The following is a 26,713-nucleotide window of genomic DNA, read 5'->3' on the forward strand; positions in this document are numbered from 1 at the left end:
TAAGGCAAGCATAATACAATTGGAGGTTTATAAAATGAAGAAACAAAATGTGAAGAAAATTACTCTTTTGGCAGCAGGTGTCATTTGTGCAGCGGCAATCCTCACACCTCAAGTTTCGCTGGCAAAACAAGCAACCTCAGTTCCGCAAGCGGTAACGAAGCACACTGAGAAAACGTCACCCAAGTTGGAAATTGGGCAAAAATTTAACGTACCCGAACTTAAATTAAAGGAAAATACGTATGTACTAGATTACAAAATTTCAGATGTTAATGGCGATTCTGTTGCTGACCAAGTAATACTGGTAGGCACAAAAGAAAAGATTGATGGAAAATTGGATGCGTATGCCAGCGATTTATCGATCATCGTGCAAGATGGAAAAAAACAAAAATATTTAAAATATGATTGGTTAAACAAAGGAACAGATGGTACTTTGTACGGGGAACTTGGGAGGGAGCCAAACTTAATTATTGGCGACTATACGGGTGACAAAGTGGATGATATCATTGTTACGGCTCCTCAAGGAGGGAATGGGGGATTCGTAGATCATCTTGTTTTATCTTGGCAAGAAAATAAACTTAAGGTTGTTTTTGCGGACAATCAGGACACTGTAAAATAATAAAAAAGTATTTGTCCGTCTCAAATTTCGTAAATTATAATTTTAACGCCAAAAAACTCGATTTACCTAAATAGGGGCATCGAGTTTTTTTGTTTTGAGCAGATGGCCCATAGGATTGAAAGAGTCTAAGCAAAAAACTCAGCAATTCCGTAGCTGCCAAGCTTTTCCTTTAACGTAAATAGACTTTTTGGGTACCTCGCACGTCTTATATATGAGAGGCATGAGAATGATGCGCGCGTATCAAAGGAGAGTTTCTATGAATAACAAGTTAGACAAAAAACTTACTCGTTTTATTACGGAAAACAAGGAGGATATGTATCTTTTTGCATTCAGTTATGTAAAGAATGCTGAAGACGCGTTGGATATTGTCCAGGATTCCATTCATAAGGCTTTGTTATCTTCAGAAACCTTAAAATCCGAAGGTTCGATGAAAAGCTGGTTTTATAGGATTGTGATGAATACATCTCTCGATTTCCTAAGAAAACATAAGAGAATTCAACTTGTAGACGATCAGACGCTTGAGTCGCACATCCCATCAAATGAAGATGTCTACCATGACATTGACCTGGAGAAGGCTTTGGACGAATTACCCTGTGCCTTTCGGACCGTAGTGATACTTAGATATTTTGAAGACATGAAGATTGAGGAAATTGCGGAAGTGCTTAACGAAAACATCAGTACCGTAAAATCAAGATTGTATAAGGCCCTTCGTAAACTTCGAATTCGAATGAACAACGAAACGTTGGAGGAGGTCAAGTAAAATGCATGAACAGTTGGAACAATTGAAACAAAAATATAAAAATGTGCCCATCCCTAATGAATTGGATTTTGTCGTGAAGAAAGCTCTCAAGCAGAAAAAGAAAAAACATGCGAACATAATGAAAAGCCTCGCTGCAGTCGGGGTAGCCGCTATTCTGTTTATAACAGGGATTAATACTAGTCCTGCCTTTGCAAAAGCTTTAACAGAAGTTCCCGTGGTTGGCTCGCTTGTCAAGGTACTCACTTTTACTGAATTTAAAGTAGATGACGGAACTGCCAAGGCCGATATCAAAGTTCCTGCCATTACGAACATGGAAAATAAAACGCTGGAAGCCACCCTAAATGACAAATACCTTGAGGAAAATAAAAAGCTGTATAACGGTTTTAAAGAAGAAATGGAGGAATTAAAGAAAAATGGCGGAGGGCACGTAGGCGTTAAAAGCGATTATGTAATCAAAACCGATAATGAACAGATCCTTGTTGTGGGCAGATATGTTGTTAATACGGTAGGTTCATCCTCGACAACCTTTAAATACGACACGGTTGACAAGAAAAATCAACTTTTGATTACATTGCCAAGTTTATTTAAAAATGATAGCTATATCAGCCTGATCAGTGAAAATATTCAAGAACAAATGAGACAGCAAATGAGGTCGGATCGGGACAAAACGTATTGGGTAGACGGTAAAGTAGATTTTGAAAGTTTTAAGAGCATTGCCAAAGATCAGTCCTTCTATATAAACAATGAAGGAAAACTTGTCATCTCCTTTGATAAATACGAAGTCGCTCCGGGGTATATGGGTGTGGTGGAATTTGTTATACCGACCGATGTGATTGCAGATGCACTAGTTAGTAATGAATATATAAAATAAAATTCGAAATCGAGTAGTAGGCGTACGAAAAACGGGCCGACGGTATCGTATGATTACTATATTTACTTTCGGTCCGACGTACATGTTTCGGTATTCGTCGTACAAGTTTTTCAATGAGTCAATCGCCGGGCTATGTTGAAAATCTAACTTATCGAGATTGAAAGGGCAGAATACAGATGTATAGCATAAAACGAATAAAGGAGAACAGTTGCAGACAGATCACGACGGCGAACCGCATGACAAACGAACGAATCCCGCCATTTACAATGAAAGCTGATATAGATAGGGAAGGCGGCCGATATGCCTAAGCCGCTTAAAGGCAACGGGCGCTATATGCCCGGGCTCGACGGACTGCGGGCGCTCGCCGTGTTAGCCGTCATCGTCTATCATCTTGATTCCAGATGGGCACCCGGCGGGTTGCTTGGTGTCGGCGTGTTTTTCGTTTTGTCCGGGTACCTTATCACCGACATTCTCATTGCCCAATGGAAAAGATATGGACGGCTGGACTGGAAAGACTTCTGGTTAAGACGGATAAGGCGGTTGATGCCAGCGTTGTTCGTCATGATTGCAGTCGTCGCGGCGTGGATCACGTTATTCGATCATTCCCAACTGGCGTCGCTGCGTGGAGATGTGCTGTCGGCGCTTTTGTATGTCAATAACTGGTGGCGTATTTATCATGAGGTATCGTATTTTTCGAGCTTCGGTCCGCCCTCCCCGTTCGGCCACTTCTGGTCGCTCGCGGTGGAGGAGCAGTTCTACTTGCTCTGGCCGCTGCTTCTCGTTATCGGACTTCGTTTCGTAACGCGGCGGAGATGGCTTCTCGGGTTGACTCTCGCGCTCGCGCTTTTGTCGGCGCTCGCGATGGCGCTAATTTACGAGCCGGGCAGCGATCCGAGCCGAGTTTATTACGGTACGGATACGAGAGCGTTTGCCTTGCTCATTGGCGCGGCGCTCGCCATGGTTTGGCCGAGCCGCCAGTTCACTGTAAAGGCTGCGCAACGAGCACGCCTGATCCTTGATTGCATCGGGGGAGTGGCTCTGATGACGATTGTGGTCATGATCGGGCTTACCGATCAGTACGATAGCTTTCTTTACCGGGGCGGATTCGTGCTTTTATCCGTCGCCACGGCTATAGTCGTAGCGGTTCTCGCGCATCCCGTAAGCCGGTTGGGCAAAGTAATGGGTTGTAAACCGCTGCGGTGGCTTGGCGTTCGTTCTTACGGCATTTATCTATGGCATTATCCGGTTATTGTACTAACTCGTCCTGAAGTCAACACTGGGGGGACCAGTATTGTACGAAGCATATTACAGGTAGGAATAAGTATTGTACTCGCCGCGTTATCGTGGCGGTTTATTGAGGAGCCCATTCGAAAAAGCGGGTTCAAGTATGCATGGAGGCAGGTCCGTAGGTGGGGATCAATGCCGATCCTTGGTAGAATGGCTTCCGTATGCATGATGCTCGTACTGACGATATGCGTTATCGGTATGACTGGCTTTACATCCGATACGAAACCAGACTCGGTTTCGTACGAACGCAACGATCTTCAAACAGGGACAATACCTCCAGGGAGCATACCGAAACCAAACGGCTCGAAACAGCCATCTGGAATTCTAAAGCCGGATGCGGGACGGAAAGTGACCGCGATTGGCGACTCGGTCTTGCTCGATATTGCCCCTTATCTACAAGAGCATCTCCCCGGCATTACGATCGACGGCAAAGTGGGCCGCCAGATGTCCCAGGCAAAGGGCGCTATTGATCAGCATAAGTCGAATGGTGAGTTAGGTGACGTTGTCATCATCGTACTCGGCACGAATGGTACGTTCTCGGAGAAGACACTCTTTACGCTGCTGGATTCGTTAGAAAACGTTCAGCAAATTCTGCTTGTAAACATTCGCGTACCGCGTCCGTGGGAACGCGACGTTAACTTGACCTTGGCGGAGACAGCGAAACAGTTCTCCAACGTGACGCTTGTTGACTGGCACATGGCTAGTTCCGACAAAGATTCATATTTCTCAAGGGACGGCGTACATCTTGGCGAAGAAGGCGCGAAGGCTTATGCTTCACTGGTGGCAGATGCAATCAAGCCTTAACAAAGAACTCGAGGTCAACTTGTGTGAAATACTACTAGGGCGTGTCTTCAAACTGCAGGAATAGAATGATTTTGGTAAAACAAGGGAAAGAGATGACGATACGAATTACGTGACGACCAGTGGGAACGGATTAAAGATCTACTGCCAGCCGAGCGAAAAGCTCAGGGTGGACGGCCAGCCAAAGATAACCGAACCGTGATCAATACGATGCTTTGGATTGCCCGAAGCGGGGCGCCATGGCGGATCATTATGGATCCTGGAAATCAGTATTTACCCGATTTCATCGGTTGCAGCAAGCCGGTGTATTTGATCAAGTTCTTGAGCATCTGGCATCAGAACCGGACATGGAAAGTGTCATGATCGATGCCTCTATCGTCCAAGTACACCAGCATGAGCTGGCGCAAAAGGGGGCCAGCCAATCAAGCCATAGGACGATCCTGAGGAGGCATAACCACCAAAGTTCATGCGATAGTGGATGCCTTAGGATGCCCTCTGCGCATCGAGCTTTCCCCAGGAAATAGGCATGATAGTGTAACGGGATATGAAATGCTTCAAGACATGATCTTGACAGGTAAACACGTGATTGCTGATCGCGCCATACGACGTTTCTTTAAATTATTTTATATTTATTTTGTGTTAAAATGAAACTCGTTTGGTTTGATAGAAATTTCACTTACTAAGGAATAAGACAACAGGAGTGTGGAATCTTGAAATCAGCAAAAGCAAAAATAACATTTAGTATCTTGTTGATCCTAGGATTTTTTGTGGTGGGATATTTTGTTAATTTTATGTTGCAGACTAATGACGATTATGCCAGTGAAGCTGACAAAGATGAAAAAAAAATAGAAGTTTCCAAATATCCAGGAGTAGATTTAGTTACAGAAATAACAGAGAAAAAGAAATACAACATTGCCATCCACTATCCGAAATTTAAAAGCGATAAGCTCAATACAGAAATAGAAGGATATGCATCATCGGTCAAAGAGGATTTTCTGGCAAATGTCGAGGAGAATAAGGAATATATAAAAGACCGCGCGGCCGTGTTATCTTTAGCGATGGAAATCCATCCCGTGGTGGAGAATATGTATTCCATTGTATTCTCTGAGGAAAGTTATGTCGTAGGTGCAAACGCACAGCAAAAAGCAAAGGTTTATTTAGTAGATACTAAAAAGGGAGATTTTATTCAGACAACAGAAATTTTCAAGGATACGAAACAAAATCGGGAACAGTTATACTCTCTTTTAAATACAGCATTCAAGGAGTCGAAAGAATACAGCCCTTTACTATTTGAAGGTGAGTTAAAGAGATGGGCAGAAGATCCGAACAATAAATTTAAAGGCATGTATTTTACGGATAAGTCAGCTATTTATCAATTTGATAAATATGAGGTGACTGCCGGAGCGGCCGGTATGCCTAAAATTTCGATTCCACTGGATGAGATGCAAAATCTACTAACCGATGAGTGGAAAGAGAAGTTGCAGATTGAGAATGATAAAAAAGACGAAAAAGACGATTCAAAAAACAATACAAAGGATAAGGACAAACCCCAAGATAAACCGGTTAAAGATGATGATTCTACAAAGGGCGGTAAACGAGTAGCTCTTACTTTTGACGATGGGCCGCATCCTAAAAACACGTTGAAGATTCTTGACTTGCTGGAAAAGTATGATGCGAAAGCGACATTCTTTATGCTGGGTAACCGGGTGGATTTCTATCCGGAGATTGTGAAGGAAGTTGCTGATGAAGGACATGAACTAGGTAACCACACCTGGAACCACAAGGATCTAACGACCCTAAGCAAAGTAGAAGGGATCAAGGAAGTGGAACGAACAAACCAGGCCATCAAGAGCGCCGCAGGAAGAGAATCAACGGCGTTCCGCCCACCTTATGGTGCCGTTAATAAGCAGGTTCAGAGTGCGATCAGCAGTCCCACTGTATTTTGGACCATTGATACCTTGGACTGGAAATCGCGTAATCCGGCTGCTATATTAAATATCGTTCTAGAAAATGTGAGAGATGGTTCAATTATTCTAATGCACGATATTCATGCAACGACCGCAGAAGCCGTAGAACCTATTTTGAAATATTTGAAAAAAGAAGGCTATGAATTTGTGAAAGTCTCTGAATTATAAGGTTCAAATACGTGGATAACGCTTGTTTCTCCCGATGAGCAGGACGGTACCGAGCTTTTACTCGAACCGAATGACCATCCTACCGCCAAAGAGTATCAAGAGAAGATATTTGCCGATGGCATCCCAGCAACAATGTTTGGCGTTGCAGATATTAATAAAGAGTATAAACGATTATTGGAAAACGGCGTGAAGTTTACTATGGAGCCGACAAAAATGGGCGAACTCACCATAGCTGTCTTCGACGATACATGCGGCAACCTTATTCAGATTGCGCAGAAGTAACTTCATGGCCAGTTCTAAACGACTTTATTGGTAGTTTTACGCTCAGTGAAGAGTTTTTTTATCAAATAACCCTGTCCTATTATTAGGATGGGGTTATATACATTTTTAAGGTCTGATAATAAATGAGATTGTTGTCATTCTACAATGGAAATGTAACATTGTGAATAAGTACACTTACACTAACGGGTAACTATGGCTTAATAAATACGAGGAAAAGGATGCCGGCATAATTGGCAGCCTTTTCTTCAACCAACCGGCAGGTGTAAACCCCAAAATCGACTTTTTAAATGAGTTTGTTGATTGGGAAATCCAAGAGGATGATCGTAAGTTGTATATCACAAGATTAATAGACAAGAAATCATTTGAGGTGTGTGCAACATGGGTGTCCGAAACAGCAAATCTAATGAATCGAGATGGGTTTCACAAATGGAAGGTTTTTTCCGTTGAGTATGCTGCGGAGAAGGGAAAAGTTAACTACAGCTCCTTAAAGGTTGCTATGGGAACTGCACTGGATTTGGGGCAAGAAAGGGCAAGGCTGGCTTTGACGGTATTATCAAGGGTAAGTCTAAGTAAGAGTGAGTTGAAACACTTTAGAGGAAAAATCATTAGATATTATAATGAGTATCCTGAACTCGTAAATAGGTTCGGGTATCGATTTAAGGTCTAACGTTTTTGAAGCTTTATGGTCGGTGATCTTAGCTACTCGATTGCGATGCGCAAGAAAGGTGAGAAAATGGCGAGGCTAAAGAAACTTCACAACTTTAATGTTTCTTTCTTTTTTCTAGAAAAAGAAAAAACCTTGATAAATCAAGGTTCTTCACTTCATAACTATAATGTCACTGAACATGAATGCTTGCTGGTCGGGCGGGATCAGTCCAGATTAACGGCCAAGGTAGCGGCGACGGTTGCTGTGTATAGTGGAGATTTGCCGGGCGGGGTGTTTCATATTGAACAATGGTTTGAGTTGTCGAGTATAAAGGGATGGCTGGAGAAAGAGGCAAGCATTGAGGTATGGCGGGATGGGGTGAAGGGGATTATTTAGGCCACCTTCTAAAGGCACTGATAAGATGTGAAGCCTCTTCTGCTTCTATATATTTGTATTTTTCGTCTACCTATTCTCGTCACTTTACCTGCTGATTGTGGCGCCTCCGCTAATCTACATCCTAAGCTCCTATGTGAGTACTAGCAAGCCGTCGTATCGGGGAAGGTATGGCTGTTTCGTTAATAGATATCGGGACTATTTCTAATCAACAATAATATACAAAATTTCCTCATCCGTATGTTATATTAAAATCAGAATATTCAAAGGAGGATTATTGCATGCGGCAAAAAAGATGGATTTGGGTACAAAATTTGAGGGAAATCGCATCATTGACCCTATAAACTGCGTATTCCCCTAAATTTATGGGGGCAACTACCAAGTGGAAGAGATTACTCAACCAAGTCAGAAATTACGGATCACAAATTTGAAAGGCGCGTTTGCCTGGCTGGGTTTTTTGGTGTTTTTTAGCGTTTTGAATGAAACGGTGTTTAATGTGGCACTTCCGGATATCGCTAGGCAATTTCATGTGGAGCCATCGACAGCCAATTGGGTCAATACAGGCTTTATGCTGTCGTTTGCCATAGGTTCGTTTGTGTATGGAAAAATATCGGATCTGTACGGGATCAAAAAAATGCTCATTATAGGCATCGTAACGTACGGCAGTGGGTCTATGCTGGGATTAGCGGCACATGCCTATTTACCTGCTGTGATTGCGGCAAGATTTATTCAGGGGGCGGGAGCCTCTGCCATTCCTGCGCTGGTCATGGTCATGATTGTGCGTTATTTCGATGTAAAATCTCGCGGAAGAGCTTTTGGTCTTATAGGATCACTGGTTGCAACGGGCGAAGGAATCGGGCCTGTCATCGGAGGCGTTGTTGCCCATTATGTGCACTGGTCCGTGTTGTTTGTATTTCCTCTTATGACGCTAGCAACGATTCCGTTCTTTTTAAAAGTGCTGCCGGATGAAACCGAACAGAAAGGGAACATTGATGTTACGGGAGCAGCTCTGCTCTCCGTTGGCGTAGTGCTATTTACCTTGTTTACAACCAATGAACATTGGATGTATTTGGCTGGCTGTTTAGCAGCGCTCGTATTATTCACCGCACGTATCAAGCGGGCCACAAATCCATTTATCGAACCTTATTTATTCGTAAGGAAGAAGTTCATCGCCGGAACGATCACGGGCTGCGTCATTTTGGGCATAGTAGCCGGATTTCTGTCCATGGTACCTTATCTGATGAGAAGCGTCCATCATTTGTCAACGGACATGATTGGCGCGGGTATTATATTTCCTGGTGCCATGAGCGTCATGCTGTTTGGCATGTTAGGGGGGTTACTCGTCGATAAGAAAGGTCATCATTTTGTGTTCTATATAGGAGCCATGATGATTATCGGTGGTTTTTTAACCATGGCTATGCTGGCGGATCAATCACCTTGGATTGTAACAGCTATGCTGATTTTTGTATTTGGAGGCCTTTCATTTGTGAAGACGGTGATTTCAACCGTCGTTTCCGATTCTCTTGAAGAGAAAGAAGCGGGAGCAGGGATGGGAATGCTTAATTTTGCCTGCTTCTTATCGGAAGGGATCGGAGTCGCAATTGTAGGAGGTTTGCTTTCCAGACGATGGCTGGATTTCCCGCTTCTTCCGATGTTATGGAATGCTGAGGCAGACTTGTACAGCAACTTGCTACTTCTGTTTTCGTTGGTTATCGTAGTTGGAAGTATGATCTATACATTGGCTTTTATCGGAAAAAGAAGCAGCCGAATCTAACGCCTAGAAGCACATATGTGATCCAAATCCCGCTCTCTCTTGTAACAACGGAGAGAGCGGGATTTTTGGGTAACAAGCCTTTTATACGTCATGGTTAGCTGCCACTTCTGTATTGACTAACTCACGGATAACGCCTATATTGTACGAATAATAAATGGAAGGAGTTGTATTATTTAAAGAAAAACTGCATTCCAGTCTAATTTGCTGCCAGAACTAAATATTGGGGGAGAGCAATGAGGCGTAAACGAACCAATTCTCGCTTGTTCTATCAATTTCTACTGTCGCATGTACTGATTTTTGCCATACCGTTCATCATCCTTAGCAGTGTCGTGTATTATAATGCGGTCGTACGGTTCAAAAGTGAAATTGAGGCATCCAATGTATACAAGCTGAACCAGGTTAAGAATACGTTCGACTTATTGGCACGCGGTCTGGACAACACGGCCTCAAGGATTTCGATTGACTCCGAATTGACCCCATTCGTAGTGAAGAGCGGGAAATACAAGGAAATTGAAGCGGTAGATGAGCTGGGCAAATATAAGGCAAATAATACGATAGTCGATGAAGTCGCGCTTTATTTTCATGGGGATGAGCGGCTGTATACTTCGTCCGGAATCAACTCATTCGATACATTTGCAAAGCGTGTATACGGATTTAGTGACCTGGACGGGATTCGCCTGGACGAGGACATGAGCCGACTTAAGATCCCTGAAATCCGTCGTATCCAGACTACGGTCACGGGCGCAAGCCAACAGCAAAACGTGCTGATGTATATGTTCCCGATTCCACGCAATAGCCAATCGCCTTACGGCACGGTTAGCTTCTTCATTCGTGAATCGATGCTGACCGACCTGGTTGGTCCTATTTTAGGGGATTTTAATGGCAGCGTTTACATTTTGGATTCCAAGGACAGCATTCTGGCTTCAAGAAGCCACGAGAACGACCTGACAGAACAGGATGCTAAACAGTTACTTGTTTCCAAGACCCAGGATGGCATTCATGATGCCAAGCTAGGCGGCGAACATTATTCTCTAATGCAGGCTAAATCAAAATGGACGGGTTGGTCTTATGTCATCGTTATGCCAACCGACCAGTTTTTGGGAAGGGTACTGGAAATGCGGACCTTTGTATTGCTCATTTGTGGTGCAGTTGTCGCCTTCGGGATTCTGATCGCCGTACTGCTCTCGACTAGACAATACCGTCCAATCCGGAACATCGCAGACTATGTACGGACTTTACAGGTATGGACGCATGGAAACGATGACCGTCGCCATAATGAGCTCGACTTGATCCGCGATTCCGTTCAGGCGACGCGCGACCTGATGAAGAGAATCGATGAACAGCGTCCGATTGTGCGTGAGCAGTTTTTCGTCCGACTGATATTAGGTTTGATCAAGGATGAGGAGGAGACGATAGCTTTTTTATCTCGGGAAAATTTGTCGCTTCCCGAAGAGAACTGCTTTGTGACCGTTATCCCGATGGACGGGAGTGAGTACATATCCACGCAGAACCGGGAAGAGCTGCTGCGGCTGCTGTCCGAGATATCCATGACGGATGCAGTTGGGTATGGAGTGGAACTCATACCAGATCAGTCCCTCGCCATCCTGATTAGCACGGGCTGCAACGAATCATGTCTGCGCCATGTCCAAGAGGAAATTGCAGGCGAAATTGCTCGGCTGTTCGAGCATTGCTGCGGGTTTCGGCCAACGGTCGGCGTGGGCAGCCCGGTATCCGGGCTGATTCATGCGAATCGGTCTTACATTGAAGCTTCAGCTGCTATGGAGCAAAGTGGTCGGATTCGCAAAGGGGAGATCGTATATTTCGCTGATATGTCCGAATGGCAGGAAGGCAGTGAATGGTACCCGATCGAAGAGCAAATCCGCCTTGTGCAAAGCATGAAGCAGGGAAACAATGCAGCAGCCAAAACCGCGCTGGTTAACATCATGCACGATTTAGAAGGAAAAGAAGTATCTTTGTTTTACTTCCGCTGTATGAGTTTTGATCTGATCAACACGTTCCTTAGAACGATGAATGAACTGAAACTGAGTATTCCTCAAGAGTATCGGAGCCATTTGGCGGAATTTACGACCTTGAAACAACTGGATGCGGGGATGACCGGACTCATTGACCTCATATGCGATTATGTGCAGGCCAATAAAGAAAGCAAGAACACCGCCATGGGGGCCGAGATTTTCCAATATATTGAGCAGCACTACCAAGAATATGACCTGAATTTGGAGAAAATCGCCGATCACTTCCAGATGTCCATTTCCTATTTCAGCCGTTACATGAAGGACCAGACGGGTTATACGTTCACCGAATATGTTACCCATCTTCGCATGGAGGAGGTCAAACGGCTGTTAAAGCACAGCGATCTGGCGATTAAAGATATTGTTGCCAGCGTTGGCTATTCGGACGTCTCCAATTTTATGCGCAAATTTAAAAATACAGAAGGTATAACGCTTGGGCAATACCGGAAACTGTATTCGTAAGTACAAAGCTGTAAATCTTCGTATAATCTTTCGATAAAACGCGTGTTTCTACTCGAAATCTTTGATTCGAGAGAACGCGCTTTTTTTGTCCATTAGCTTGAGGTCGGGGAAGAGGTAATCCTTAATAAGGAGGGCTGATACAGAATTGTAAAGAATCGACAAGCCGCAGCAAGAATAACAAATTTACACGAATCCGCCTTGTCGTGGCAGGTAATGTAAAAAGTAACAACCCCAGAACAATATCTACAGATTTACGATTACATCTTCGAACAGATAGCATGAGATTTATTAACTGTGGTTCACAATTTCAATTTTAGAAAGGGGTTGGTTGGTTCATGACAGCCAAGACACTGCTTGCTGCCAAAAGTGCGGGACGCGGGCTCAGGAAAAGCAGATGGAAGTCGGTTCTCAAAAATTGGGAGTTGTATATATTCGTTCTGCCCACGATGGCCTATTTTATTGTGTTTCATTATTTCCCGCTGTATGGCCTGCAGATTGCCTTCAGGGATTATGCCCCCAGTTCGGGGATATGGAACAGCCCTTGGGTCGGTCTTGAGCATTTAAGGCGTTTTTTCGATTCTTATTATTTTTGGGATCTGATCGGGAATACGGTTGGCATCAGCTTGTATGAAATGATCGTTGGGTTTCCGATCCCGATTATTATCGCGTTAGCGCTTAATGAGCTGAAGAACGGGGCGTTCAAGAAGTGGGTGCAGACCGTAACGTATGCGCCTCACTTTATATCCGTCGTCGTTATGAGCGGCATGATTATCGCCTTTCTGTCTCCGGGAACCGGTATAGTCAATTTGGCCATCAAGGCTTTGGGTGGAGAACCTGTGCAATTTCTGGGCGAACCGGGCTGGTTCAAGTCTGTGTTTGTACTCTCCGGTGTATGGCAAAGTATGGGCTGGGGGACGATTATTTACCTGGCGGCGCTGGCTGGTGTCGATCCCCAGCAGCATGAAGCGGCGATGATCGACGGTGCCACCCGGATGAAGCGCATATGGCATATCAATCTTCCGAGCATCCTGCCTACGATGGTGATCTTGCTCATTCTGAACGTAGGGAGCTTTATGTCCGTCGGGTTTGAAAAAGTATTCCTGCTGCAAAATCCACTGAATTTGGAGTCCTCAGACGTTATCTCCACATACGTATACCGAAGCGGGCTTGTGCAAGGCCAGTTCAGCTTCTCGGCTGCGATTGGCTTGTTTAACTCGGTCATTAATTTCATACTGCTGCTTACCGTTAACCGGATCGCCAAGAGAGTAAACGAGACAAGTCTATGGTAGAGGAAGGTGGATAACAACCATGAAAAGGAAACTTAGATCGGACAGAGTGTTCGAAATCATCAATTTCATATTTCTATTCTTCATCCTGATCATCGTCTTATACCCGCTCGTATACGTTATCAGTGCTTCTATCAGTGATCCTGTCTATGTGAATCAGGGGACGATGTGGCTTTATCCCAGAGGCATTACGTTTGAAGGGTATCAGCGGGTGTTTCAAAATCCGGAGATTTGGTCCGGTTACAGAAACACGATTTTGTATACGGTTGCAGGAACAGCCATCAACCTGCTGTTTACGGTTCCAGGGGCCTATGCGCTCTCCCGCAAAGATTTGAAAGGCCGCGGGATCATGATGGGCTTGATCGTGTTCACGATGTTTTTCGGAGGCGGGCTGATTCCATCCTTCCTGCTCGTCAGCTGGCTTGGAATGCTGAACACCGTGTGGGCGCTGCTGATTCCTAATGCAGTTGCAGTCTATAACTTGATTATTTGCCGCACATTTTTTCAAACCAATATTCCGAAAGAGCTCCAGGAATCCGCCGAAATCGATGGCTGCTCCAATACCGTTCTGTTTCTGAAAATCGTGCTTCCGCTCTCTGCTCCGATCATCGCGGTAATGGCCCTTTATTATGGGGTGACTCACTGGAACAGTTACTTTAGTGCCATCATTTACTTGAAGGACCGCAACTTGTATCCGCTTCAATTAATATTGCGTGAAATACTTGTACAGAATCAGATGAACGATACGATGCTGATGACCGGAGACGACATGGAAGCGATGGCCAAACAGGCACGGATTGCCGACATCATCAAGTATGCCGTCATGATCGTGTCCAGCTTGCCGATTATCGTCATCTATCCGTTTATGCAGCGCTTTTTCATGAAAGGTGTGCTGATTGGCTCCGTCAAGGGTTAACTGGGACATCTGGAATTTCACAATGATGAACAATATAAGCTCATGGAGAGGGGAAATAAAGAAATGAAAAAATGGTTAAAAGGCAGTTTCTGTATCATTATAAGCAGCGCAATTCTGTTAGCCGGCTGCAGCACGGGCAATAAAACGAATCATGCTGGGAATGAAAGTGGGGGAGAACCGAAAAATTTCAATACCAGCGGCTACCCGATTGTAGGTGAAAAAATCACTTTGACGATGATGGGAGCGAAAGCGGCCATTCACGGGCCTTGGGAGGACATGGTACTATTCAAGGAAATGGAAGAAATGACAAATATCCATTTTAATTTCAATACGCCTCCAGCAGCTAACTATCAAGAGGCTAAGAATTTGGCGTTCGCAAGCCAGCAATTGCCGGATGTGTTTTTCAATGCTGGTCTTACACCTGACGATGAAGTTACATACGGCGGCCAAGGTTATCTGGTTCCGCTGGAAGGATTGATCGAGGAGTACGCTCCGAATTTCAATAAACTCATGAAGGATAATCCGGATATCAAAAAGTCGATCACCACCGTGGACGGGCATATCTACTCCCTTCCGCTCATTATCGATGAGCCTCGTGCGTTCGTTCCGAGCAGACTGTGGCTGAACGGGGACTGGATGGAGAGTTTGGGGATTACGACGGAGCCAACGACTACGGATGAACTGTATGAGCTGCTGAAGCGGTTCAAGAACGAAGACCCCAACAAGAACGGCAAAAATGACGAAATTCCGATATCCAGTGAGAAACTGGGAGGCTTCCAGAGCGTGCTGCTCCCAGCATTCGGCTTGCTTGGACGTGAAGTGGAGGTAAAGGACGGGAAGGTCCGCTTCAATCCGGTGCAGGATCAGTACAAGGAATATCTCGCTTACTTGAATAAACTGTTCACAGAGAAGCTGATGGATGAGGAAACCTTTGTACAGACGTCCCAGCAAATGACGGCCAAAGGCAATTCGAACCAAATCGGTGCTTTCCCACATTCATCTCCAGATCTCGTCCTGAAGGTTGATAAACCGGAAGACAATTTAAAGCACCCCATGCTTGGGACGCTGACCAGTCCGGTCAACAGCGAGAAGCTGGCGATGAAATCATCGAAAATCCGCCGCGGTACATTCGCGATTACGAGTCAGAATAAGTATCCTGAGGCGACGATGCGGTGGGTCGATTATTTGTACTCCTCCGAAGGCAGCAAGCTCGGGATTTACGGAAACAGCATCAAATGGCTGGATGACGCCAAAACGAAGTGGGAGTTCGATTTTCCTGAAGGAATGAACAGTGAGGAATATCGGGCGAAGTTAACCCCGGACTGTGGCGGACAGCTGCCATTGATCAAGGAAAGAAAATTTGACGCTATGCGTGATAACGGCAAAGGGCCGGATTATAACAAAATGGTGGACGAGAAGTTGAACCCTCATGCGGTGCAGCCATACCCCGATGTGTATTTCAGCAGTGATGAGCAAAAAAGGCTGAATATCATTAAGACGGACATTAAAACCTATGTCGATCAAATGGAAGCGAAGTTTGTCGTTGGTCAGGAGCCGCTCACGAAGTGGGACGATTATGTGAAGATGATTAACAAGATGGGTCTGGATGAAATGCTGAAGATTTATCAGGATGCCTATGACCGGTGGAACAAGTCGGAATAATCAAGAAAAAGTGTGAGTGCAATGACAGAAGCTATTCAGCACTACATCCAAATGATTGGAGGAGGAGGCAAAAAGCACGAACTTTGTGTGCTTTTTGCCTCTTAGCTTCTTGGTGGCTGTCGAAACGTCTTCGGTAAGTCCAGACTTGCATGTTGCTCCATTTATCAGCGGTTTACGGTCTTTTCCTGTGGCGTACATTCGTTGACAGAACACGGGTCTGGTGGTATCCTCCAATCAAAGACGGGGTTTATCCGGATCAAATGAATCAATCCGTATTTGTCCCCTTGGCGAGGGAGTGAGCTCTCCCAAGCGGAACGGTTACGGCAGCCATTTCTAAATACCGTAAGCCTTTAAGCTCTTCGTTTGAAGAGTTTTTTTCTTTTATATTACAACGAAAAGAATGTGATGACAGATGTTGGTTCGATTACGAACCCAAATGAACGGCTTGCTTCAACAGCATTTATCCGGGGAGTCGATGGACTACCGGCAGATTTTCGCTTTATTTTTCCCGATATTGATCGACCAGGCATTCATCATCGGTTTGAACCTGGTCAATACGGCCATGATCAGTTCGTCGGGCGTATCGGCAGTCAGCGCCGTGAACATGGTGGACTCCCTGAATATTTTCCTGATCAATGTGTTCGTGGCGGTGGCAACCGGGGGCACCGTCGTTGTCGCGCAGTATAAGGGAAGCGGCAATGCCTTGATGGTATCCCGGGCTTCTGCGGCCACCGTAACATCGGTGGCGATGATCGCTTTAGCGATCGCGCTGCTGATCATTGGGCTTCACCAGCCGGTGCTGAATCTGCTGTTCGGCTCAGCGTCACCCGAGGTGCTGGAGAGTGCGCGAGTGTATCTGATCGGAAGCAGTACTTCCTTTATCGGAATTGCAATCGTGCAGGCCGTTTGCGGCGCGCTGCGGGGGATCGGCAAGACCCGGGCTTCACTGGCGTTGTCGTTAATCATGAACCTGCTCTACGTGCTGCTGAACATCGTATTCATCACCCTGCTGAATATGGGTGTTATGGGCATGACGCTGGCGGTTAACATCGCCCGTTTTGCCGGAGCGGCCTGCGCACTCTACTATCTGTTCAGAGTGGATGCCACGCTGCATATCCGTCTGCGGGATCTGTTTCATTTTCCGATATCCATGCTGCGCAAAATTATGTTTATCGGGCTTCCGTTTGCAGCCGAGCAGATGTTTTTTAACGGGGGAAAGCTTTTGACTCAAGTGTTTATCGTCAGCTTGGGTACGTACGCCATTGCAACGAACGCGATCGGGTCTTCGCTTGCGGCCGTCTTCCAAATTCCAGCCAGTGCGTTGTCCTTAACGATTGTAACCGTCGTAGGTCAATGCATCGGCCGCGGTAATATAGCGGATGCACGGAAGTTTATTAAATCTTTTCTATGGCTGGGCGCAATCTCGCTGGCCTTGATGGGTTTGATTTTGATGCCGCTCTACCGGCCGCTGGTCGGGTTGTTCAACCCGCCTCCGGAAATCGTGAACGATCTGTTCGTGGTGCTGTTGATTAACACCCTTGTACAGGTTCCGCTATGGTCGATAAGCTTTATTCTGCCTTCGGCGCTGCGTGCGGCAGGCGACTCGCGTTTTACCTCGATCACTTCGATGCTGACCATGTGGCTGTTCCGGGTGATTCTCGGTTATATTATGGGGATTGTTCTGGGCTGGAGCATTCTTGGCGTATGGCTGGCCATGAACTGTGAATGGGGCGTGCGGGGAGCGGTCTTCCTATGGCGCTTCCGCGGTAAGAAATGGTATGCGCACAAGCTGATATAAGCTATTATCTATTTCATATAAAGCAGAAAAGCCCCGGGTTTCCGGGGCTTTTTGCATGTTGTTTTTTATTGCAAGCAGTATGTCCATCGATTCCAGACAGATTTAATTAGGAGCGATTATGATGGCTTATAAACCGCCGCGTATGTTTTCCAGCCGCCGTCCAGGTTCTTCACCCGGAATCCATGCTCGGTCAAAATGCGGGCGGCCAAATATCCACGCAGTCCAACCTGGCAGGTAACGTACAGGGTTTCATTCTCCGGCAATTCCTTCAGCCGGCTCCGGAGGTCGTTCAACGGAATGTTGATGGAACCTGGGATATAACCCGCTTCCCTTTCCCTAGGCTCACGGACGTCGATCAAGGTTGCACCGTTTTCAACCAGGTCGTTGATTTCCTGCCATTGTACCGTGTCAACCAAGCCATCCAAGATGTTGGTGGCAACATATCCGGCATAGTTTACCGGGTCTTTGGCTGAGGAATAAGGGGGCGCGTAGGAGAGCTCCAGTTCCGTCAAGTCCCATACGGTGAGATTCCCCTTGATCGCTGCAGCAATCACATCGATTCGTTTATCCACGCCATCTGCTCCTACGGCCTGTGCGCCATAGATTCGTCCTGTTTCCGGATGGAATAACAGCTTTAATGATATCGAATACGCCCCGGGGTAGTATCCGGCATGTGACGAGGGATGAATGTGGATAGCCTGGTAAGGAGCATTCATCTGCTTGAGGCGTTTTTCATTGGCACCCGTCGCAGCAACCGTTAGATCAAAGATTTTGGCGATTGAGGAACCGAGTGTGCCTTTGTAACGGTTGTTTTTTCCATAAATATGATCTGCAACAAGGCGTCCCTGCCGGTTGGCAGGTCCCGCGAGCGGAATGATCGCGGGGCTCTGAAGAATGAAATCCCTGACCTCGATCGCATCACCGATGGCATAGATGTTCGGATCAGCGGTCTGCAAATACTCGTTCACTTGGATACCCCCGCGATCATTGACAGGAAGAGCGGCATCTACCGCCAGTACATTCTCGGGACGAACACCAATAGAAAGCAAAATCATATCGGTTGTGACTTGTTTGCCGCTGGAAAGTTCAATTCGATGTCCGCCTTCATGGAATGCCCGAACACCATCCTCAAGAATTAAACGGACTCCTTTTTCCTTAAGATGCGAATGGACGATAGCTGCCATCTCGTAGTCGAGAGGAGCCATAACCTGGTTAGCCATTTCAATGACAGTCACCTGAATGCCGCGATCGGCCAGATTCTCCGCCATCTCAAGTCCGATAAACCCGCCGCCAACAACAACGGCTTCTTTCGGCTTATTATGGTCTATAAAATGTTTGATTCGGTCCGTGTCCGGGATATTCCGCAACGTGAATACGTTACGGGCTTCGGACAAGCCGGGAATATCCGGCACCACGGGCTTTGCGCCGGGTGACAGGATTAGGTGATCATAGCTCTCCGTGTAGGATTCTCCGGTTTTAAGGTTTTTAATCGTAACCATCTTCTCATCACGTTGAATGGATGTAACTTCACTTCGATTCCGTATATCCAGCTGATAGCGGCTGCTGAGACCGGGCACGGTCTGCACTAGCAGCTTATTGCGATCTTGTATCGTTTCACCTATATAGTAGGGGAGACCGCAGTTGGCAAACGAAATATATTCACCGCGTTCCACTATAATAATGGTAGAGCTCTCATCCAATCTCCGTAGTCTGGCTGCTGCCGAGGCCCCTCCAGCCACGCCGCCGACAATGACGATTTTTTTGCTCATGGTATATTCCTCCCTAAATTGGCGTATATTATGAATTGAATCTATATACCCTATGGGGTATCATAACATATAGCAGCCATGCTGTGTGTGACAAATATCAAACAGGATAAAACAAGCGGTGAACAGACAAGTCGTTATGGATATATGGCATCTTGCACTTGACAATATACCCTCAGGGGTATACATTAATATCATGTAAAACAATATGAATTCTACGTTAAATATAATAACAGTATATGGACAGGAGGGATTCGAGATGAATTACAATGATCAGATGAAGAATCGGGTGAAACGCATCGAAGGTCAGCTGCGCGGCATCCTGAAGATGATGGAGGAGAACAAGGATTGCAAGGACGTGATCACCCAGCTCTCGGCAACACGCACGGCAATAGATCGCACGATAGGCGTCGTAGTCAGCTCAAACCTTGTCGAGTGCGTACAGAAAGCCGAAGAGAGCGGGCAGGACACAGAGAAGCTTGTGGTAGAAGCGGTAAATCTGCTCGTAAGAAGCAGATAAGCGAAGGACTTGCGCTTTGATCCATATCAAGATGGAAACTAAAACATGATTGACACGACATTCAATATCATTTAGTATACCCCTATGGGTATTTAATTTAATAATATATTTTTTCATCACTTCTAAGGAGGAATTATAATGAACGCGGATAAAGTATTGGATGCAAAAGGCTTGGCATGTCCTATGCCAATCGTGAAAACGAAGAAAGAGATGAAGGATATGGAACCAGGTCAAGTGCTTGAGATTCATACGACCGATCAAGGCGCGAAGAGCGATCTGGCCGCATGGGCCAAGTCGACAGGCAATGAATTGCTGGATCATCAAGAGGACGGCGGTGTGTTAAAATTTTGGATTAAAAAGGGCTAAATTTTTTTAAGTTCCATCATACCCATGGGGGTAAGGGTAAAGTGGATGTCCGAATTTCATTAATCATTTCACAGGGGGAGATCATAACGTGACAGAACCAAAAAAGACAACGATCGTATTATTTAGCGGCGATTATGATAAAGCCATGGCTGCCTATATCATCGCAAACGGCGCTGCCGCGTATGACCATGAGGTAACGATATTCCACACCTTCTGGGGGTTGAACGCACTGCGTAAGGAAGAGGATGTGCTGCTGCCTAAGAAAAAGAGTTTTATGGAGAAAATGTTCGGGAAAATGATGCCGCGCGGGTCCGATAAAATGGGACTCTCCAAAATGAATTTTGCCGGAATGGGTCCCAAAATGATTAAGGGTGTGATTAAGAAGCACAATGCCGTTCCGCTGCCGCAATTGATTGAGATGGCACAAGAGCAAGACGTAAAGCTGGTCGCATGCACCATGACGATGGATCTGTTAGGTTTGCAAAAGGAAGAATTGCTTGACGGCATTGAGTACGCGGGTGTTGCGGCATATTTGGGTGATGCCCAGGATGGTAATGTGAACTTGTTTATCTAATGGAATAGAGGCGATTTTGCCTCATAAAGAGAGGAATTCAAGATGGATATACTCAATATCATGTTCATTGCACTAATTGTCCTGTTTTTCGTATGGAGAATTCTCCCGACCAAGGGAGTCAGACAGATTACCGCGTCACAGCTGAAGCATGAGCTGAAGGACACAAACAAACAGTTCATTGATGTCCGTACACTGAGTGAATTCAAGGGAAATCACATTCGGGGTTTTCGAAATATTCCGCTGGATCAGCTTCTGAAGAGCAGCGATTCGCTTTCCAAGGATCAGGAAGTTGTATTGATCTGCCAGAGTGGTATGCGAAGCAATAAAGCCAGCAAATCATTGAGGAAGTCAGGTTTTGAGAAGGTGACCAATGTCAAAGGCGGCATGAGTGCCTGGTCCTAAATTTGTAATAGGGAGTTGTTTATCAGCATGAAAGAGATTTCTCCAAAAGCAGTTGAGCAGAAGCTGAATGATGGGGTTACTATGAATATTATCGATGTGCGAGAAACGGAAGAAGTCGCAGAAGGGAAAATTCCGGGCGCCATCAACATTCCGCTGGGTTTGATTGAATTCCGCAAGCAGGATCTTGATCCATCAAAAGAATATGTCATGGTTTGCCGATCCGGTGGCCGCAGCGGCCGGGCAACGGAATACTTGGAGGGTCAAGGCTATCAAGTCGTCAATATGACAGGCGGCATGCTTGCATGGGAAGGCAAAACAGAGTAGCTGTGTTCACGTTGAGAAAGGATAGGTGTGTTTGATGCACCTTTTTTTTGAAATAAAATATACCCCTGGTGGTATATAAACAATATTACGATGGAGGTTCGATGTTATATGACAGTAATTGAATCCAATGTAAAGCTTGACGCAAAAGGGCTGGCATGCCCGATGCCTATCGTCCGCACGAAAAAGGTGATGAAGGATCTGGAAGCGGGTCAAGTGCTGGAGGTTGAGGCAACCGACAAAGGGTCCAAGGCCGACATGAAGGCATGGGCTGAAAGCACAGGACATCAATATCTCGGAACGATTGAAGAGGGGGAAGTTCTGAAGCACTTTTTGCGCAAAGCTTCCGGAGAAGAAACGGCAGAACGAACCTATCCGCATGTAGCGGATCATGCACAGCTGGAGGAGAAACTGCAGTCCGGCGCACCAATCGTTGTTCTGGATGTGAGGGAAGCGGCGGAATTTGCCTTTGAGCATATTCCGAATGCGGTATCCATGCCGCTTGGTGAACTGGATAAACGTATGGATGAGCTGAACGAACAGGATGAGATCTACGTCATCTGTCGTACCGGAACCCGCAGTGACATGGCAGCTCAAAAGCTTGCAGCTAACGGCTTTACAGGCATTGTGAACGTAGTGCCGGGCATGAGCGGTTGGGGTGGACAAACGAAGAGCTTGAACGATTGATCAAATGGTTAAGAAGCCCGCCTGTTAAAGCATGCTGCGTGATTCCGAGCTTTAAAACGCAGGTTGAAGCATTTATAGATGATTACTGAACTTACGAGGAGGAATTACAACATGACAGTAAGAGAAATGCAAGCGCAAGAGGTCGCCATGAAGGCGATTCGCAAAGAGAGCCTGTTCATACTGGACGTACGTAACCCTGCGGATTTCGAGGATTGGAAGATTGAAGGCGAAGGAATCCAGCATTTGAATATCCCTTACTTCGATTTGATTGACGGAGTGGAAGATATTTTGGATCGGGTTCCGTCCGATCAAGAAGTACTCGTAGTATGCGCCAAGGAAGGCTCGTCGGTGATGGTGGCTGAGATGTTGGCCGAGCACGGCCGGAATGTCGCGTACTTGAAAGGCGGAATGAAAGCCTGGAGTGAACATCTTGTACCATTGAAAGTCGGCAACTTGGCAGACGGTGGCGCGCTCTATCAGTTCGTTCGAATAGGAAAAGGCTGCTTGTCTTATATGGCGGTATCGAACGGGGAAGCGGCATTGTTTGACGCAACCCGCATGACGGAGGTTTATCTTGAATTTGCTAAGAGCATTGATGCAGAAATCAAGCATGTGTTTGATACCCATCTGCATGCGGACCATATTTCCGGTGGTCGAATGATTGCCGAGCAGACGGGGGCAGTTTACTGGCTTCCGCCGAAGGATGCCGGCGAGGTCGTGTATGAGTACGAACCGCTGGAGGATGGTGACGAGGTGATGATTGGCAGCACCAGAATCCGTATTGAAGCGCTCCATTCCCCGGGTCATACCATCGGCTCCACTTCGTTTGTTATCGATGATCAGTACCTGCTGACAGGCGATATTCTGTTTATCGATTCCATTGGTCGCCCGGACCTGGCAGGTCTTGCAGAGGATTGGGTTAGCGATTTGCGGGAGACGCTTTATGCCCGTTATACCGAATTATCGGATGATCTGATTGTGCTGCCAGCCCATTTTATGATCATGGAAGAACTGAATGAGGACGGAACGGTTGCGAAGAAACTGGGGGAACTTTACCGGGAGAACCATGGTCTCAATATAACCGATGAAGCAGAATTCCGAACGATAGTAACGGAGAATCTGCCGCCACAGCCTAATAGCTATCAGGAAATTCGGCAAACGAACATGGGGAAATTGAATCCTGACACGGACCAGCAGCGCGAGATGGAGATTGGACCGAACCGGTGTGCGGTGCGTTAGTTCTGACCAGATCATCCGTTCTTTCCACATGGATGAACAATGTATGCATGAAGGATGCTCTGTTCATAGGTCAGAAGAAGATGGAGCCTGGAACAATACAGATTAAAAAGAGAAGGGGAACCAGTATGGGTTCCCTTTTCTAAAGAAGTAAGGGGGCAACAGGGTGGAACTGAATCTAACCTTCATCATCACGATATTTTTAATCGGATTCATTGGCTCATATATTTCCGGAATGGTTGGCATTGGCGGCTCGATTATCAAATACCCGATGCTGCTGTACATCCCGCCGCTGTTCGGTCTTGCGGCATTTACGGCACATGAAGTGTCGGGCATAAGCGCCGTACAGGTATTCTTTGCCACGATCGGCGGCGTGTGGGCGTACCGTAAGGGCGGATATCTGAACAAGACGCTCATTATCTATATGGGGTCAGCCATATTGCTGGGCAGCTTTATCGGCGGCTTCGGCTCCAAGATGATGAGTGAAGGCGGTATCAATCTCATTTACGGAATACTCGCACTTATTGCAGCCGTTATGATGTTCATTCCTAACAAAAGCGTGGACGATATTCCGCTGGACCAGGTCAAGTTCAACAAGTGGCTCGCCGCTGCGCTGGCTCTTGCGGTCGGAATCGGAGCCGGTATTGTCGGAGCGGCCGGTGCTTTTCTGCTCGTCCCGATTCTGCTGGTTGTATTGAAAATACCGACCCGGATGACCATTGCAACCTCGCTTGCGATCACCTTCATCTCATCCATTGGCTCAACGGTGGGCAAGCTGACCACGGGACAGGTGGATTATATCCCGGCGCTCATAATGGTTGTTGCCAGTCTGATCGCTTCTCCTCTTGGAGCAACCGCAGGTAAGAAGATGAACACGAAGATCCTGCAGATCATTTTGGCTGTGCTGATCCTGGCAACGGCTATCAAAATTTGGCTGGACATCCTATGATCGCCGACTCCAGGTGCATCCTGACTGCCCCTGATAGATCCACTATATATCACATACAAAGAGGCTATTCCCGAACCATTCGGGGGCCTTTTTGGTGTATTTAAGGAAAAGACGCACGTGATGACTCGTAGCACATCATTTCCTCCTCCCGCTGTTCATATAATGTTCATCATGGCGTTTGATGGAGGTACGATAGGAATGGGCAATGTACGGAGCACGGTAGATGTGGAAATAATGCAGCTGACTGACTTCTTCATGCAGCGGCAGCATCAAGACGGATCATGGCATTTTTGCTTTGAGAACGGGATCACGATGGATGCTTATACGATCATCCTCTTTCGAATATTGGATATTCAGGATGAAGGGCTTATTAGACGTTTGCATGGTCGCATCCTTTCCGAGCAGCAGCCTGAGGGCTGCTGGCGATGGTATCGGGACGAAGAAAAAGGTAACTTATCCGCTTCCATCGATGCTTATTATGCATTGCTCTATTCAGGGTACAGTGTACCAACGGACGAGCCGCTGATGCGGGCCAGGCGTTACATTCAATCGCAAGGTGGACTAGGAAAATCCAACAGCATTTTGACGAAGGCGATTCTTGCTTCGACGGGACAGCGCAAATGGCCGGCATCGATCTCGGTCATACCGATGGAAATCATCCTCTTCCCAACGTATCTGCCAATTAATCTCTTTGAGTTCTCGGGTTATTCCCGCGTCCACCTTATTCCTATGCTGATCATGGCTGACCGTAATTTCTCCATATCAACCGATAAAGCGCCGGATATATCCGATTTGATCGATTCCCGCCATGATCACGATGAGCCGTCCCCCCAGGAAAACCGGGAGATCGTGGAAAGTATACGAATGGGTCTCAGCAGACTGCTCGGGACTCCCCGTTATATCCATGAAGCTGCTCTACACAAGGCAGAGCAGTTCATGCTCAATCGGATTGAATCGGATGGCACGCTATACACTTACGCAAGCAGCACGATCCTCATGTTATTTGCCTTTCTTGCTCTGGGTTATGATAAACGCAATCCGCTCATCATGAACGCCGTTCAAGGGTTGACGGCGATGCAGTACCGCTATGAAGGTAAAGCAACGATTCAGAATTCACCTTCCACGATCTGGGATACGGCCTTGATTTCCCATGCACTGCAGGAGGCCGGTGTTCCCGGTGATCATAAGTCAGTACAGCGGGCGGCCGCATATCTTGTATCCAGGCAGCAGGACAAAGCGGCCGATTGGAGTGTTCATAACCGGGATACGTTTCCCGGCGGTTGGGGATTCTCCGAGACCAACACCCTGAATCCCGATGTAGATGACACAACGGCGGCTTTAAGAGCGATTCACAGCCTATCCCGGACCGATCCTGTTTATCAGGATTCATCGGACCGAGGACTAAACTGGATCCTTTCCATGCAAAACAAGGATGGCGGCTGGCCCGCGTTCGAGAAGAACACCGACAAGGAAATGCTCACATGGCTTGCCATAGACGGTGCCCAATCCGCCGCCATTGATCCCTCGGGAGCCGACCTGACCGGCCGCACACTCGAATATCTCGGGAAGTTCTGTGGATTCGACATGAAACACGATTTTTTTCAAACGGGGCGCTGACTGGCTTATTTCTCATCAGGAAAAAGACGGGTCATGGTATGGGAGATGGGGGATTTGTTACATTTACGGTACCTGGGCAGCGCTGACGGGTCTAAAGGCTGTGCGCCTTCCGGCAGCCCATGAGGCGCTCCAAAAAGGAGCGGAATGGCTCACACGGATTCAGAATCCGGACGGGGGATGGGGAGAATCCTGTACCAGCGACCGAGTGATGCACTACACGCCCTTAGCGGAAAGCACGCCCTCCCAAACCGCCTGGGCACTCGATGCACTCATCGCGGTTCTGCCGGAACCGTCTCCTGCCGTGGATAAAGGAATAAACAAGATGATTGAATTGCTGCAACAAGATGGTTGGGCGACTACATACCCAACAGGCGCAGGGCTTCCGGGCAACTTCTATACGCTTTATCACAGCTACCGGTACATTTGGCCGCTCCTGACCCTGAGTCATTACAAGAAGAAATACGGGGCTTGAGGAGTTACACTGCATTTATCTGATAGGAATGGTAATATGGTGTTGTGGAGTTGGGCTTTAGCCCGTACAGAACCATAATGATGT

At 46.6% G+C, this 26,713-nt stretch carries 23 protein-coding genes and 3 pseudogenes; 25 read left to right on the forward strand and 1 reads right to left on the reverse strand.

Going from position 1 to position 26,713, the window contains the following annotated elements:
- The first annotated feature begins 34 nt into the window (after nt 1–34).
- The 16 genes and pseudogenes from CRG97_RS12020 (at nt 35) to CRG97_RS12095 (ending at nt 17,719) form a co-directional block, all read left to right on the forward strand.
- On the forward strand, nt 35–616 hold the full coding sequence (locus CRG97_RS12020; protein ID WP_098743163.1) for a hypothetical protein: 582 nt from the start codon (nt 35–37) through the stop codon (nt 614–616).
- Nucleotides 617–872: 256 nt separating this feature from the next.
- Nucleotides 873–1,376: an RNA polymerase sigma factor gene (locus CRG97_RS12025; protein ID WP_098743164.1), complete on the forward strand. Its 504-nt coding sequence runs from the start codon at nt 873–875 to the stop codon at nt 1,374–1,376.
- Nucleotide 1,377: 1 nt separating this feature from the next.
- Nucleotides 1,378–2,247: an anti-sigma-V factor RsiV gene (gene rsiV / locus CRG97_RS12030; RefSeq protein ID WP_098743165.1), complete on the forward strand. Its 870-nt coding sequence runs from the start codon at nt 1,378–1,380 to the stop codon at nt 2,245–2,247.
- A 300-nt stretch (nt 2,248–2,547) separates the two neighbouring features.
- Entirely contained in the window at nt 2,548–4,338 is a 1,791-nt protein-coding gene (locus tag CRG97_RS12035) for an acyltransferase family protein (protein ID WP_098743166.1), read from the forward strand.
- A gap of 117 nt (nt 4,339–4,455) precedes the next feature.
- Nucleotides 4,456–4,698 (forward strand): annotated as a pseudogene (locus CRG97_RS12040) (transposase); the annotation flags it as partial.
- Between the two features lie 87 nt (nt 4,699–4,785).
- On the forward strand, nt 4,786–4,983 hold the full coding sequence (locus CRG97_RS34205; RefSeq protein WP_098743168.1) for a transposase: 198 nt from the start codon (nt 4,786–4,788) through the stop codon (nt 4,981–4,983).
- 62 nt (nt 4,984–5,045) lie between these two features.
- On the forward strand, nt 5,046–6,470 hold the full coding sequence (locus CRG97_RS12050) for a polysaccharide deacetylase family protein (protein WP_098743169.1): 1,425 nt from the start codon (nt 5,046–5,048) through the stop codon (nt 6,468–6,470).
- A pseudogene (locus tag CRG97_RS12055) lies at nt 6,471–6,752 on the forward strand (VOC family protein); the annotation flags it as partial.
- A gap of 328 nt (nt 6,753–7,080) precedes the next feature.
- Nucleotides 7,081–7,419 (forward strand): hypothetical protein, encoded by a 339-nt coding sequence (locus tag CRG97_RS12060; RefSeq protein WP_098743171.1) that lies wholly within the window; start codon nt 7,081–7,083, stop codon nt 7,417–7,419.
- 132 nt (nt 7,420–7,551) lie between these two features.
- A complete protein-coding gene (locus tag CRG97_RS12065) occupies nt 7,552–7,794 on the forward strand; it encodes a hypothetical protein (RefSeq protein WP_237566365.1) in 243 nt (80 codons plus the stop codon).
- A 415-nt stretch (nt 7,795–8,209) separates the two neighbouring features.
- Nucleotides 8,210–9,565 (forward strand): MFS transporter, encoded by a 1,356-nt coding sequence (locus CRG97_RS12070; RefSeq protein ID WP_098743230.1) that lies wholly within the window; start codon nt 8,210–8,212, stop codon nt 9,563–9,565.
- 233 nt (nt 9,566–9,798) lie between these two features.
- Nucleotides 9,799–12,057, forward strand: a complete 2,259-nt coding sequence (locus CRG97_RS12075; protein WP_098743172.1) for a helix-turn-helix domain-containing protein — start codon at nt 9,799–9,801, stop codon at nt 12,055–12,057.
- A gap of 335 nt (nt 12,058–12,392) precedes the next feature.
- Nucleotides 12,393–13,346, forward strand: coding sequence for an ABC transporter permease (locus CRG97_RS12080; RefSeq protein WP_098743173.1), 954 nt, complete (start codon nt 12,393–12,395; stop codon nt 13,344–13,346).
- Between the two features lie 10 nt (nt 13,347–13,356).
- Nucleotides 13,357–14,259 carry a carbohydrate ABC transporter permease gene (locus tag CRG97_RS12085; protein WP_098743174.1) on the forward strand — a complete coding sequence of 301 codons (903 nt, stop codon included), beginning with the start codon at nt 13,357–13,359 and terminating at the stop codon, nt 14,257–14,259.
- Between the two features lie 63 nt (nt 14,260–14,322).
- Nucleotides 14,323–15,921: an extracellular solute-binding protein gene (locus tag CRG97_RS12090; RefSeq protein ID WP_098743175.1), complete on the forward strand. Its 1,599-nt coding sequence runs from the start codon at nt 14,323–14,325 to the stop codon at nt 15,919–15,921.
- A gap of 412 nt (nt 15,922–16,333) precedes the next feature.
- On the forward strand, nt 16,334–17,719 hold the full coding sequence (locus tag CRG97_RS12095) for an MATE family efflux transporter (protein WP_098743176.1): 1,386 nt from the start codon (nt 16,334–16,336) through the stop codon (nt 17,717–17,719).
- A 116-nt stretch (nt 17,720–17,835) separates the two neighbouring features.
- On the opposite strand, the gene CRG97_RS12100 is transcribed toward CRG97_RS12095, so the two are convergent.
- Nucleotides 17,836–19,488, reverse strand: a complete 1,653-nt coding sequence (locus CRG97_RS12100; RefSeq protein WP_098743177.1) for a CoA-disulfide reductase — start codon at nt 19,486–19,488, stop codon at nt 17,836–17,838.
- 256 nt (nt 19,489–19,744) lie between these two features.
- Here CRG97_RS12100 and CRG97_RS12105 point away from each other — a divergent pair, with 256 nt between their 5' ends.
- The 9 genes and pseudogenes from CRG97_RS12105 (at nt 19,745) to shc (ending at nt 26,629) form a co-directional block, all read left to right on the forward strand.
- Nucleotides 19,745–20,005 (forward strand): metal-sensitive transcriptional regulator, encoded by a 261-nt coding sequence (locus tag CRG97_RS12105; RefSeq protein ID WP_098743178.1) that lies wholly within the window; start codon nt 19,745–19,747, stop codon nt 20,003–20,005.
- Between the two features lie 138 nt (nt 20,006–20,143).
- A complete protein-coding gene (locus CRG97_RS12110; protein ID WP_098743179.1) occupies nt 20,144–20,371 on the forward strand; it encodes a sulfurtransferase TusA family protein in 228 nt (75 codons plus the stop codon).
- An 88-nt stretch (nt 20,372–20,459) separates the two neighbouring features.
- Nucleotides 20,460–20,945, forward strand: a complete 486-nt coding sequence (locus CRG97_RS12115; RefSeq protein WP_098743180.1) for a DsrE/DsrF/DrsH-like family protein — start codon at nt 20,460–20,462, stop codon at nt 20,943–20,945.
- A 42-nt stretch (nt 20,946–20,987) separates the two neighbouring features.
- Nucleotides 20,988–21,347: a rhodanese-like domain-containing protein gene (locus CRG97_RS12120; RefSeq protein WP_098743181.1), complete on the forward strand. Its 360-nt coding sequence runs from the start codon at nt 20,988–20,990 to the stop codon at nt 21,345–21,347.
- 27 nt (nt 21,348–21,374) lie between these two features.
- On the forward strand, nt 21,375–21,671 hold the full coding sequence (locus CRG97_RS12125; RefSeq protein ID WP_098743182.1) for a rhodanese-like domain-containing protein: 297 nt from the start codon (nt 21,375–21,377) through the stop codon (nt 21,669–21,671).
- A gap of 108 nt (nt 21,672–21,779) precedes the next feature.
- Complete coding sequence (locus CRG97_RS12130; RefSeq protein WP_098743183.1) at nt 21,780–22,355, forward strand: sulfurtransferase TusA family protein; 576 nt, start codon at nt 21,780–21,782, stop codon at nt 22,353–22,355.
- Between the two features lie 111 nt (nt 22,356–22,466).
- On the forward strand, nt 22,467–23,594 hold the full coding sequence (locus CRG97_RS12135) for an MBL fold metallo-hydrolase (RefSeq protein WP_098743184.1): 1,128 nt from the start codon (nt 22,467–22,469) through the stop codon (nt 23,592–23,594).
- Between the two features lie 169 nt (nt 23,595–23,763).
- A complete protein-coding gene (locus tag CRG97_RS12140; protein ID WP_098743231.1) occupies nt 23,764–24,540 on the forward strand; it encodes a sulfite exporter TauE/SafE family protein in 777 nt (258 codons plus the stop codon).
- A gap of 198 nt (nt 24,541–24,738) precedes the next feature.
- A pseudogene (gene shc / locus CRG97_RS12145) lies at nt 24,739–26,629 on the forward strand (squalene--hopene cyclase).
- Nucleotides 26,630–26,713 lie beyond the last annotated feature (84 nt).

It is taken from the genome of Paenibacillus sp. EZ-K15 (assembly GCF_002573715.1).
In the GTDB taxonomy this organism is placed as follows: Bacteria; Bacillota; Bacilli; order Paenibacillales; family Paenibacillaceae; genus Paenibacillus_AQ.